Annotated in this window: 8 protein-coding genes and 1 pseudogene; all 9 read right to left on the reverse strand. The window is 72.4% G+C overall.

Annotated features, from left to right (window positions below):
• Positions 1–2: 2 nt before the first annotated feature.
• On the reverse strand, positions 3–1,208 hold the full coding sequence (gene pgk, locus GXW83_RS34470) for a phosphoglycerate kinase (RefSeq protein WP_182445477.1): 1,206 nt from the start codon (positions 1,206–1,208) through the stop codon (positions 3–5).
• Positions 1,209–1,319: 111 nt separating this feature from the next.
• Complete coding sequence (gene gap, locus GXW83_RS25865) at positions 1,320–2,324, reverse strand: type I glyceraldehyde-3-phosphate dehydrogenase (protein WP_182445478.1); 1,005 nt, start codon at positions 2,322–2,324, stop codon at positions 1,320–1,322.
• Positions 2,325–2,560: 236 nt separating this feature from the next.
• Positions 2,561–3,546: pseudogene (gene whiA, locus GXW83_RS25870) on the reverse strand (DNA-binding protein WhiA).
• Positions 3,537–4,541, reverse strand: coding sequence for a uridine diphosphate-N-acetylglucosamine-binding protein YvcK (yvcK, locus tag GXW83_RS25875; protein ID WP_182447563.1), 1,005 nt, complete (start codon positions 4,539–4,541; stop codon positions 3,537–3,539). Before yvcK ends, whiA begins: the two are co-directional and overlap by 10 nt.
• A gap of 44 nt (positions 4,542–4,585) precedes the next feature.
• Entirely contained in the window at positions 4,586–5,416 is an 831-nt protein-coding gene (gene rapZ, locus GXW83_RS25880; RefSeq protein ID WP_182447564.1) for an RNase adapter RapZ, read from the reverse strand.
• A 104-nt stretch (positions 5,417–5,520) separates the two neighbouring features.
• Entirely contained in the window at positions 5,521–7,530 is a 2,010-nt protein-coding gene (gene uvrC, locus GXW83_RS25885) for an excinuclease ABC subunit UvrC (RefSeq protein ID WP_182445479.1), read from the reverse strand.
• Between the two features lie 152 nt (positions 7,531–7,682).
• Positions 7,683–8,765, reverse strand: a complete 1,083-nt coding sequence (locus GXW83_RS25890; RefSeq protein ID WP_182445480.1) for a nitronate monooxygenase — start codon at positions 8,763–8,765, stop codon at positions 7,683–7,685.
• A 43-nt stretch (positions 8,766–8,808) separates the two neighbouring features.
• Positions 8,809–9,318, reverse strand: coding sequence for a Rieske (2Fe-2S) protein (locus GXW83_RS25895; protein WP_182445481.1), 510 nt, complete (start codon positions 9,316–9,318; stop codon positions 8,809–8,811).
• A 147-nt stretch (positions 9,319–9,465) separates the two neighbouring features.
• Positions 9,466–12,534 (reverse strand): excinuclease ABC subunit UvrA, encoded by a 3,069-nt coding sequence (gene uvrA / locus GXW83_RS25900; protein WP_182445482.1) that lies wholly within the window; start codon positions 12,532–12,534, stop codon positions 9,466–9,468.
• Between the last annotated feature and the right edge of the window lie 152 nt (positions 12,535–12,686).

Consider the following 12,686-nt stretch of genomic DNA (forward strand, 5'->3'; position numbering starts at 1 on the left):
TCTCAGTTCTCCAGTGCGGCGAGGCCGGGGAGGGTCTTGCCCTCCAGGTATTCGAGGCTGGCGCCGCCACCCGTCGAGATGTGGCCGAACGTCTTCTCGTCGAATCCCAGGATGCGCACGGCGGCGGCCGAGTCGCCACCGCCGACCACGGAGAAGGCGTCGCCCTCGGACAGCGCCCGGGCCACGGCGCGGGTGCCCTCGGCGAAGGCCGGGTGCTCGAAGACGCCCATCGGGCCGTTCCAGAAGACGGTGCGGGCGTCCGCCAGCTTGGCCGCGAACAGCTCGCAGGAGGCCGGGCCGATGTCCAGGCCGCCCTTGCCGGCCGGCATGGCGTCGGCGGGGACGACCTCGAAGTCCTCGACCGGGGCCTGCGCCTTCAGGTCGGGGAAGCTGCCGGAGACGGCGGCGTCGACCGGCAGGACGAACTCCACGCCGTTCTTCTCGGCACGCTCCAGGTACTCCAGCACGGTCGGGATCTGGTCGGCCTGCAGCAGGCTGCTGCCGACCTCGTAGCCCTTGGCGGCGAGGAAGGTGAAGGCCATGCCGCCGCCGATGAGGATGCGGTCGGCCTTGCCGAGCAGGTTGTCGATCACACCCAGCTTGTCGGAGACCTTGGAGCCGCCCAGCACCACCACGTACGGGCGCTCGACCTCCTCGGTGAGGCGCTTGAGCACGGCCACCTCGGCCGCGATCAGCAGGCCCACCGCGTGCGGCAGCCGGGCCGGGAGGTCGTACACCGAGGCGTGCTTGCGGTGGACCGCGCCGAAGCCGTCGCCGACGTACAGGTCGGCGAGGGAGGCCAGGCTGTCCGCGAAGGCGCCGCGCTCGGCGTCGTCCTTGCTGGTCTCGCCCGGGTTGAAGCGGAGGTTCTCCAGCAGCACGACCTGGCCGTCGGCGAGGGCGTCCACGGCGCCGCGGGCGCTGTCGCCCACGGTGTCGGCGGCGAAGACCACCTCCTGGCCGAGGATCTCACCGAGCCGGACGGCCACCGGGGCCAGGCTGAACTGCGGGTCGGGCTTGCCCTTGGGGCGGCCCAGGTGCGAGGCGACGATCACCCGGGCGCCCGCGGCGACCAGCTTGGCGAGGGTCGGGGCGACGGCGCGGATCCGGCCGTCGTCGGTGATGGTGGTGCCGGACAGCGGCACATTGAGGTCGGCGCGGACGAATACCCGCTTGCCGGCGACGTCGAGGTCGTCGATGGTCTGCACGGTCTGGAAGCTCCTGTGGGAGGAAGGGACGGCGGAGTGGGGTCGCAGGCACGCAGGCAGGGCCCGGACGCCCGTCCGGACCCTGCCCTCAGCTCACCTGTGCTGTGCTCGTCAGAGCTGGCCACCCACGAGGGTAGTCAGGTTGACCAGGCGGTTGGAGTAGCCCCACTCGTTGTCGTACCAGCCGAAGATCTTCACCTGGTTGCCCTGGACCATGGTCAGCGGGGCGTCGAAGATGCAGGAGTACGGCGAGTTGACGATGTCGCGGGAGACGATCTCGTCCTCGTTGTAGTAGAGGATGCCCTTGAGGGCGCCCTGGGACGCCTTCTGGAAGGCCGCGTTGACCTCGTCCTTGGTGACCTCGCGCTCCAGGTCCACCACCAGGTCGGTGATCGAGCCGGTCGGGACCGGGACGCGCAGCGAGGTGCCGTCCAGTTTGCCCTTGAGCTCCGGCAGCACCAGCGCGGTGGCCTTGGCGGCACCGGTGGAGGTCGGGATGATGCTCAGGGCGGCGGCGCGGGCGCGGCGCAGGTCCTTGTGCGGGAAGTCCAGGGTGACCTGGTCGTTGGTGTACGCGTGGACGGTGGTCATCATGCCCTTGACGATCCCGAAGGACTCGTGCAGGACCTTCGCCATCGGCGCCACACAGTTGGTGGTGCAGGAGGCGTTGGAGATGACGCTGTGCTTGCTGACATCGAGCTTGTCGTCGTTGACGCCGATGACGATGGTGATGTCCTCGTCCGAGGCCGGAGCCGAGATCAGGACCTTCTTCGCGCCGGCCGTGATGTGCTGCTTGGCGGCCTCGGCCTTGGTGAAGAAGCCGGTGGACTCGATCACGATGTCCGCGCCCAGCTCGGACCAGCCGAGGTTGGCCGGGTTGCGCTCGGCGGTGACCTTGAACGTCTTGCCGTCGACGGTGATGGTGTCGGCGGTGTGGGAGACCTCGGCCTGCAGGGTTCCCAGGGTCGAGTCGTACTTGAGCAGGTGCGCCAGGGTCTTGGTGTCGGTCAGGTCGTTGACACCGACGATTTCGATGTCCGCGCCCTGGGCCTGAACCGCACGGAAGAAGTTGCGGCCGATGCGGCCGAACCCGTTGATGCCTACCCGGATCGTCACGAACCGATCTCCTCGCTGATACGCCGGCGGATGGGCCGACGAGCTGGAATGGGATGTCCCCGACCGCTTGAAACCCTACCCCGCGAGCGTGGCGTAGAGCACATCAGGCTTGCCCCGGAACCGCGTGCCGACGGCCCCGCGCCCGGCCCGCGCGGGGCCGGTCACGACCCCTGCCGGACCGACGCCGTTGCCCGGCAGGGCCGTTGCGGAGCCGGCCGGCCCCGGGGCGGCGCCCGTCAGCCGGCGACCATCTCCTCGGCCTCCGACAGGTTGTGCTCGGTGCTGGGCAGCCCCAGCTCGGACGCCCGCTTGTCGGCCATCGCCAGCAGCCGCCGGATCCGGCCCGCGACCGCGTCCTTGGTCAGCGGCGGATCCGCCAGCGAGCCCAGCTCCTCCAGCGACGCCTGCTTGTGCTCCATCCGCAGCCGGCCCGCCGCCGCCAGGTGCTCGGGGACCTCCTCGCCGAGGATCTCCAGCGCCCGCTGCACCCGGGCCCCGGCCGCGACCGCCGCCCGCGCCGAGCGGCGCAGGTTGGCGTCGTCGAAGTTGGCCAGCCGGTTGGCCGTCGCCCGGACCTCGCGGCGCATCCGCCGCTCCTCCCAGGCCAGCACCGACTCGTGCGCGCCCAGCCGGGTCAGCAGCGCGCCGATCGCGTCGCCGTCCCGGATCACCACCCGGTCCACCCCGCGCACCTCGCGGGCCTTGGCCGGGATGCCCAGCCGCCGGGCCGCGCCGACCAGGGCCAGCGCCGCCTCCGAACCGGGGCAGGTGACCTCCAGCGAGGAGGACCTGCCGGGCTCGGTGAGCGAGCCGTGCGCCAGGAACGCCCCGCGCCACGCCGCCTCGGCGTCGCAGGTCGCCCCGGACACCACCGCCGGGGGAGACCCCGGATGGGGCGCCCGCGCCCGTCCACCAGACCCGTCTGCCGGGCCAGCAGTTCGCCGTCCTTCACCACCCGCACCACGTACCGGCTGCCGCGCCGCAGACCGCCGGGGGCCATCACCACCAGCTCCGAGGAGTGTCCGAAGATCTCCAGCAGATCCTTGCGCAGTCGCCGTGCCGCGACTCCGGTGTCCAGCTCCGCCTCGATCACGATGCGTCCGCTCACAATGTGCAGACCGCCCGCGAACCGCAGGATCGCCGACACCTCCGCCTTGCGGCAGCATGCCCGGGTGACGGGGAGCCGGCTGATTTCGTCCTTCACCGCTGCCGTCATCGCCATGGCGCGATCCTTCCATGCGTTCTGAAGATCCGGTCGTACGCGGCGGCCAGAAGCTCCGGGTCGTGTCGCCCGGAGGGCTGCCCGGCGGCGTCGGGCACCGAGACGTCGTCGAGCACGAGTTCGGCCCCGAGACGCTTGGCCGCGCTGCGCAGCGCCTCCGGATCGGCCACCGCGGCCTTGTCGGCCAGAACGAAGTCCACGCCCAGCTCCGGCGCGTGCTCCTGGAACACCTCCAGGTGCCGCTGCGGCGAGAAGCCCTCGGTCTCGCCGGGCTGGGCAACCAGGTTGAGCGCCAGGACCTTTCGGCCCCGGGTCTCGACCAGCGCGGTGCGCAGCTGCGGCACCATCAGGTGCGGCAGCACGCTGGTGAACCAGGAGCCCGGGCCGAGCACCACCCAGTCCGCGTCCAGCACCGCGGCGACCGCCTCCGGCGCCGCCGGAGGGTCCTGCGGCAGCAGCCGCACCGCCTCCACCTCGCCCGGGGTGACCGCGACTTCGGCCTGCCCGCGGACGGTGTCCAGCCGGTCCGGGTGGGCCGGGTCCAGGCCGCGCACGCTGGCCTCGATGTCCAGCGGCACCGCCGACATCGGCAGCACCCGGCCGTGCGCGCCGAGCAGCCGGCCGACGTACTCCAGCGCCTCGACCGGATCGCCCAACTTCTCCCACAGGGCCACGATCAGCAGATTGCCCACCGCGTGGCCGTGCAGGTCGCCGTCGCTCTGGAACCGGTGCTGGATCACCTCGGACCAGGTCCGGCCCCACTCGTCGTCCCCGCACAGCGCGGCCAGCGCCTTGCGCAGGTCGCCCGGGGGCAGCACGCCCAACTCGGCGCGCAGCCGACCGCTGGAGCCGCCGTCGTCGGCCACGGTGACCACGGCCGTCAGCCCGCCGGTGAGCCGGCGCAGCGCCGACAGGGAGGCGGACAGTCCCTGGCCGCCGCCCAGTGCCGTGATCCTCGGGGCCCCGCGACGGCGGCGGGTCTGCCGCCCACCCATGATGTGTGACGCCACCCGTGCCCCTCTGCTGATCTGCCGTGCGGCTACTCGCGGCCCATGTCGCGGTGCACCAGGACAGTCTCCAGTCCGTCGGCGATCAGGCGCTTGGCCAGACGCTCCGACATGGCGACACTGCGGTGCTTGCCTCCGGTGCAGCCTACGGCAAGTGTCATATAGCGCTTGCCCTCCCGGCGGTAGCCCTCGGTGACGATGCGCAGCAGATCGGCGTACTGGTCCAGGAACTCCTTGGCCCCGGGCTGGTCGAAGACGTAGCGGGCGACCTCCTCGTCGGTGCCGGTGCGGGAGCGCAGCTCGGGCACCCAGTGCGGGTTGGGCAGGAACCGGCAGTCGACGACCAGGTCGGCGTCGACCGGCAGCCCGTACTTGAAGCCGAAGGACATGACCGTGGCCCGCAGTTGCGGCTCCTGGTCGTCGGAGAACTGGGCGTCCATCTTGGCGCGCAGCTCATGGACGTTCAGGCTGGAGGTGTCGATCACCAGGTCGGCCTCGCCGCGCAGGTCCCGCAGCAGGGTGCGCTCCTGGGCGATGCCGTCCACGATGCGGGCGTCGCCCTGCAACGGGTGCGGGCGGCGGACGCTCTCGAAACGGCGGACCAGGGCGTCGTCCGAGGCCTCCAGGAAGACCACCCGGAGCCGGACGCCGCGCCGTTCCAGATCCTCCAGCGAGGCCAGCAGGTCGTCGAAGAAACTGCGGCCGCGGACGTCCACCACGGCCCCTATCCGGGCCACCGCGCCCTGCGAGCGCGCACCGAGGTCGACCATGGTCGGTATCAGCGACGGCGGCAGGTTGTCCACGACGAACCAGCCGAGGTCCTCCAGGCACTTGGCGGCCGTGCTGCGGCCGGCGCCGGACATGCCGGAGATGATCACCAGCTCGGGCACCGTCCCCGATGCCTCGGGGGTACAGCCGGACGGGCCGCCGCCGGGGGCGGGGCCGCTGGGGGCACTACCGGACACGCTCACTTCTCATCCCCGCTTTCGGTCGCATCAGTACAGACAACGCTCGCGGGTGCCTGCGGCTTCCCTGTGTCACCCGCATGAGTGACATCACCCCCGATGATCTCCCCGGTGGCCGTGTTGACCGAGGGAGCGGCGGGTGTCCTGGAGGCCAACGCTGCGGCAACAGCCTCCGCCGTGCGCCTGCCGACGCCGGGGACCTCGCAGATCTCCTCGACCGTCGCCGCCTTCAGCCGCTTCAGCGAGCCGAAGTGCTTCAGCAGCGCCTGCCGGCGGCTCTCGCCGAGGCCGGGGACGTCGTCCAGGCCGCCCGTGGTGAGCCGCTTGGCGCGCTTCTGCCGCTGGTAGGCGATGGCGAAGCGGTGCGCCTCGTCGCGGACCCGTTGCAGCAGGTACAGGCCCTCGCTGCTGCGGGGCAGCACCACCGGATCGTCCTCCCCCGGCAGCCAGACCTCCTCCAGCCGCTTGGCCAGGCCGCACAGGGCGACGTCGGTGACGCCCAGCTCCATCAGCGCCCGCTGCGCGGCCGCCACCTGCGGCTCGCCGCCGTCGACCACGATCAGCTGCGGGGGGTAGGCGAAGCGGCGCGGGCGGCCGGTCTCCTCGTCCCGCTCGGCGGGCTGCTCGGTGTGCCGGAACCGGCGGGTGATCACCTCGTGCATGGACCGGACGTCGTCCTGGCCCTCGAAGCCCTTGATGGCGAAGCGGCGGTACTCGCTCTTGCGGGCCAGGCCGTCCTCGAACACCACCATGGAGGCCACCACGTCCTGCCCCTGGAGGTGCGAGATGTCGTAGCACTCGATCCGCAGCGGCGCGGTGTCCAGGCCCAGCGCGTCGGCGATCTCCTGGAGCGCGACGCTGCGGGTGGTCAGGTCCGAGGCCCGCTTGGTCTTGTGCAGCGCCAGCGCCTGGGCGGCGTTGCGGCCCACGGTCACCATCAGCTCGCGCTTGTCGCCGCGCTGCGGGATGCGCAGGTCCACCCGGCTGCCCCGGCGGCCGGCCAGCCACTCGGCGATCGGCTCGACCGGCTCGGGCAGCGCCGGGACCAGCACCTCGCGCGGCACCGCCTCGCCGCTCTCCTCGCCGTACAACTGCAGCAGGGCGTGCTCGACCAGCCCGGCGGTGTCGACGTTCTCGACCTTGTCGGTGACCCAGCCGCGCTGGCCGCGCACCCGGCCGCCGCGCACGTGGAAGATCTGCACGGCCGCCTCCAACTCGTCCTCGGCGACGGCCAGCAGGTCGGCATCGGTGCCGTCGGCCAGGACGACGGCGTTCTTCTCCATGGCGCGGCGCAGCGCCTCCATGTCGTCCCGCAGCCGCCCGGCGCGTTCGTACTCCATCTCGGCGGCGGCGGCCTTCATCTCCTGCTCCAGCCGGCGCAGGTAGGCGCCGGTCCGCCCGGCCATGAAGTCGCAGAACTCCTCGGCGAGTTCGCGGTGCTCCTCGGGCGAGATCCGGCCGACGCAGGGCGCCGAGCACTTGCCGATGTAGCCCAGCAGGCAGGGCCGGCCCACCTGCTCCGCCCGTTTGAACACCCCGGTGGAGCAGGTCCGCACCGGGAACACCCGGAGCATCAGGTCGACGGTCTCGCGGATCGCCCAGGCGTGGCCGTACGGGCCGAAGTAGCGCACCCCGCGCTTCTTCGGCCCGCGCATCACCTGGACCCGCGGGAACTCCTCGTTCAGCGTGACCGCCAGCGACGGGTAGCTCTTGTCGTCGCGGTACTTGACGTTGAAGCGCGGGTCGAATTCCTTGATCCAGCTGTACTCCAGCTGCAGCGCCTCGACCTCGGTGCCGACCACCGTCCACTCGACGGAGGCGGCCGTGGTGACCATCTGCCTGGTCCGGGGGTGCAGGTTGGCCAGGTCCTGGAAGTAGCTGCTGAGCCTGGGCCGCAGGCTCTTGGCCTTGCCGACGTAGATCACCCGGGAGTCGGCGTCACGGAACTTGTAGACGCCCGGCGAGGCCGGGATCTGCCCGGGCGCGGGGCGGTAGGTGGACGGGTCGGCCATCAGGACACCCCCGCCCGGCGCACACGAGTTCGTGACATGCGAGTACTCCCCTGGAGACGGAGGTGCCGAGTTACTGAAACACTAGCGCCCGGCTACGACAGGGCGTCGGGCTCGCGGCCGACCCGTGGCCCCGGCCCCCGCGGCGGCGGCCGTCAGCGGCGCGCGGCCCCGGCGTCGCCCCCGAGCCGCCCGCCCGCGGCGTCCAGCTCCGCCGCCAGCAGCCGGACCAGCTCGGCGGCGGGCAGCGGCCGGGCCAGCCGGTGGCCCTGGCCCGCCCACAGCGCCATGCCCTGCGGATCCCCGGCCCGGGCGGCGGCCCGGCGCAGGCCTGAGGTGAGGTGGTGCACCTGCGGGTAGGCCGCCGGGGCGTGCGCGCCGTGCTCGGCGATGAAGCGGTTGGCCAGGCCGCGCGCCGGGCGGCCGGAGAAGGCCCGGGTGAGCACCGTCCCGGGGAAGCCCGGGTCGGTCAGGGCCTGCTTGTGCAGCGGGTGGGCCCCGGACTCCGGGCACGCCAGGAACGCCGTGCCCAGCTGCGCGGCGCAGGCCCCGGCCGCCAGCACGGCGGCGATCTGCGCGCCGCGCATCAGCCCGCCGGCCGCGACCACGGGCAGCGGGACGGCCTCGCCGACCGCGGCCAGCAGGGACAGCAGCCCCAGGCCGGAGCCGTCGCGGAGCGGGTCGTCGCGGTGGGTGCCCTGGTGGCCGCCCGCCTCGATGCCCTGGACGCACAGGGCGTCCGCCCCGGCCCGGTGCGCCGCCCGGGCCTCCTCGGCCCCGGTCACGGTGACCACGGTGGTGCTGCCCGCGCCCGCCAGGGCCGCCAGCACCTCGGGCTCGGGGCAGCCGAAGGTGAACGAGACGACCGGCACCGGATCGGCGGTCAGCAGCGCCACCTTGGCCCGGTAGTCGTCGTCCGCGCCGTGCTCCGGATCGCCCAGCGGGGTCGCGTAGGCGGCGGACTCCCCGGCCAGTTCACGGGCGTAGCGGTGGACCGCCGCCGGGTCGGCGGGGGCGGGCTGGGGCAGGAACAGGTTGACGCCGAAGCTCCGGCCGGTGAGCCCGCGCAGCGCCTCGATCTCCAGCCGCACGGCCTCGGCCGTCTTGTACCCGGCGGCCAGGAAGCCGAGGCCGCCGGCCTCGGACACGGCCGCGGCCAGCGCGGGGCAGGAGCCGCCCCCGGCCATGGGGGCCTGCCAGACCGGGTAGCGACTGAGTGAGGCCACGGCGGAGTCCATGACGGCATCGTGCCACAGCGCCCACCCGCCCGGGCTGGGTGCTTCAGAGCGTGACGACGATCTTTCCGCCGGTGACGGCCAGGGTCCTGCCGGGCAGCGGGGCGGTGGCCGGGCCGGTCACCACGTCGCCGGTGCTGATGTCGAACTGGCTGCCGTGGCACGGGCACTGGATGACGCCGTGGGTCACCCCGTCCACCGTGCAGCCGGCATGGGTGCAGATGGCGCTGAACGCCTTGAACACCCCGGCGGTGGGCTGGGTCACCACGACCTTGTCGGAGCGGTACAGCTTGCCGCCGCCCACCGGGACGTCCGTGCTCGGACCGAGGGTGGTCGGGCCGCTCGCGGTGGAGCCGGAGGAGCCGCTGGAGCAGGCGGCCAGGGCCAGACCGGCCGCCCCGGCCACGCCGACCGCCGCCGCGCCGCGCAGCAGGCCGCGGCGGGTGGCGCCGGAGCAGCAGGCGCCGCAGTCGGCCGGGGCGGCGGCCTGGCCGTCGGGGGCGGCGGGGTCGGTCACGGGGGCGGGGTCGGTCAGGGGCGTGCTGGGCTGCGCCATGGCTCTGTCTGCTCCGTGCGGTCGGCTGGGGTGCACCCGGCACAACGCCCGGCACCCGGAGCCGGTTGCGGCCCCGGGTGCACCTTATGCGCCCGATATATGCGTCCGGTATGAGCGCCCGGTAGGGGCGCCCGGTCCGGGGCCGCCTCAGCCGGTCGCCTTGCGGCCCGCGGCGGTCTTCTTGGCCGTTGCCTTCTTGGCCGTCGGCTTGGCGGCGGCCTTGGTGGCAGCGGGCTTGGCGGCGGCCTTGGTCGCGGTCGCCTTGGTCGCCGCCTTGGTGGCTGCGGCCTTGGTCGCGGCCTTGGTGGCGGCCGGCTTCTTGGCGGCGGCCTTGCGCCGGCCCGTGGCCGCGACCGGCTCGGGGCCGTCGAAGACGCGGTCGCCGAGGATGTCCCGGAGGAACTTGCCGGTGTGGCTCTCCCCCACCGCCGCGATCTGCTCCGGCGTGCCCTCGGCGACGACCATGCCGCCGCCGTTGCCGCCCTCGGGGCCCATGTCGATGACCCAGTCGGCGGTCTTGATCACGTCGAGGTTGTGCTCGATGACGATGACCGTGTTGCCCTTCTCCACCAGCCCGGTGAGCACCTTGATCAGCTTGCTGATGTCCTCGAAGTGCAGCCCGGTGGTGGGCTCGTCCAGGACGTAGACGGTGCGGCCGGTGGAGCGCTTCTGCAGTTCGGAGGCGAGCTTGACGCGCTGCGCCTCGCCGCCGGACAGGGTCGGCGCGGACTGGCCGAGCCGGACGTAGCCCAGCCCGACGTCGGTCAGCGTCCGCAGGTGGCGGGCGATCGGCGGGACGGCCTCGAAGAACTCCAGGCCCTCCTCGATCGGCATGTCCAGCACCTCGGCGATGGACTTGCCCTTGAAGTGGACGTCCAGGGTCTCCCGGTTGTAGCGCGCGCCGTGGCACACCTCGCAGGGGACGTAGACGTCCGGCAGGAAGTTCATCTCGATCTTGATGGTGCCGTCGCCGGCGCAGTTCTCGCAGCGCCCGCCCTTGACGTTGAAGGAGAACCGGCCCGGCAGGTAGCCCCGGACCTTGGCCTCGGTGGTCTCCGCGAACAGCCGGCGGACGTGGTCGAAGACGCCGGTGTAGGTGGCCGGGTTGGAGCGCGGGGTGCGGCCGATCGGCGACTGGTCGACGTGCACCACCTTGTCGACCAGCTCGGTGCCGGTGACCCGGGTGTGCCGCCCGGGCACGCTGCGCGCGCCGTTCAGCTCCCGCGCCAGGTGGGTGTAGAGGATGTCGTTGACCAGGGTGGACTTGCCGGAGCCGGAGACGCCGGTGATCGCGGTGAACATCCCCAGCGGGAAGCTGACGTCCACGTCCTTGAGGTTGTGCTCGCGCGCGCCGTGGACGGTGATCTGCCGCTTGGGGTCGATCGGGCGGCGCACCTCGGGCGTCGGGATGGAGCGGCGGCCGGAGAGGTAGGCGCCGGTCAGCGACTCCTTGTTGGCCAGCAGCCCCTCGCGGGAGCCGGAGTGGACGACGTGCCCGCCGTGCTCACCGGCGCCCGGGCCGATGTCCACGACCCAGTCGGCGGTGCGGATGGTGTCCTCGTCGTGCTCGACCACGATCAGGGTGTTGCCGAGGTCGCGCAGCCGGACCAGGGTCTCGATCAGCCGGTGGTTGTCCCGCTGGTGCAGGCCGATGGAGGGCTCGTCCAGCACGTACAGCACGCCGACCAGGCCGGAGCCGATCTGGGTGGCCAGCCGGATGCGCTGGGCCTCGCCGCCGGAGAGGGTGCCCGCCGCGCGGTTCAGCGAGAGGTAGTCCAGGCCGACGTCGACCAGGAACCGCAGCCGCTCGTTGACCTCCTTCAGCACCCGCTCGGCGATGGTCCGCTCGCGCTCGGAGAGCTGCATGGCGCCCAGGAACTCGGCGCAGTCGCTGATGGACATCCCGGCGACCTCGGCGATGGACTTCCCGGCCATGGTGACGGCCAGCACCACCGGCTTGAGCCGGGTGCCCCGGCAGGCCGGGCAGGGCACCTCGCGCATGTAGCCCTCGAAGCGCTCGCGGCTGCTGTCGGTCTCGGAGTCCGCGTGCCGGCGCTGGACGAAGGGCACCACGCCCTCGAAGCCGGTGACGTACGAGCGCTCCCGCCCGAAGCGGTTGGTGAAGCGCACCTCGACCTGGGTCTTGTGCCCGTACAGCAGCGCCTTCTTGGCCCGCTGCGGCAGCCCCGCCCAGGGGATGTCGGTGCGGAATCCCAGCTCCTTGCCGAGCGCCTTCATCAGCCGCAGGTGGTACTCCTTGGTGTGGCCGAGCGACCAGGCGTGGATGGCGCCCTCTTCGAGGGTCTTCTCCTCGTCCGGGATGATCAGCTCAGGGTCGACCTCCATCCGGGTGCCGATGCCGGTGCACTCCGGGCAGGCGCCGAAGGGCGAGTTGAAGGAGAAGGAGCGCGGCTCCAGCTCCTCGTAGGAGATGTCGTCGAAGGTGCAGTAGAGGTGCTCGGAGTACATCCGCTCACGCTCGGGGTCGTCCTGCGGCAGGTCCACGAAGTCCAGCACGACGGTGCCGCCGGAGAGCTTCAGGGCGGTCTCGACCGAGTCGGTGAGCCGGCGCTGGGCGGAGGCCTTGACCGTGAGCCGGTCGACCACCACCTCGATGGTGTGCTTCTCCTGCTTCTTGAGCACCGGCGGCTCGGTCAGCTGGACGGTGGCGCCGTCGACCCGGGCCCGGGAGTAGCCCTTGGTCTGCAGGTCGGCGAAGAGGTCCACGAACTCGCCCTTGCGGGCCCGGACCAGCGGGCTGAGCAGCTGGAACCGGGTGCCCTCGGGCAGCTCCAGGACCTTGTCCACGATCTGCTGCGGCGACTGCCGGGCGATCGGGCGGCCGCACTCGGGGCAGTGCGGGTGGCCGACGCGGGCGAAGAGCAGCCGCAGGTAGTCGTAGACCTCGGTGATGGTCCCGACGGTGGAGCGCGGGTTGCGCGAGGTCGACTTCTGGTCGATGGAGACGGCCGGGGAGAGGCCCTCGATGAAGTCGACGTCGGGCTTGTCCATCTGCCCGAGGAACTGCCGGGCGTACGAGGAGAGCGACTCGACGTAGCGGCGCTGGCCCTCGGCGAAGATCGTGTCGAAGGCAAGCGAGGACTTACCCGATCCGGACAACCCGGTGAAGACGATGAGCGAGTCGCGGGGCAGGTCGAGCGAGACGTTCTTGAGGTTGTGCTCGCGAGCACCGCGGACGATGAGGCGGTCTGCCACGCTTCTGGACCTTCCGGAGCGGGTGTCGGGCGGTCCTGGATGGGGCGATCCGGGGCCGCCCGACGTACATGGGGATGATGCGGGGGCGGCGCAGGCGCGCGCAGGACCGGGTGATGCCCACCATGGTAGGCATCCGGCCGCCGCGGGTGCTG

The organism is Streptacidiphilus sp. PB12-B1b (assembly GCF_014084125.1).
Classification (GTDB): domain Bacteria; phylum Actinomycetota; class Actinomycetes; order Streptomycetales; family Streptomycetaceae; genus Streptacidiphilus.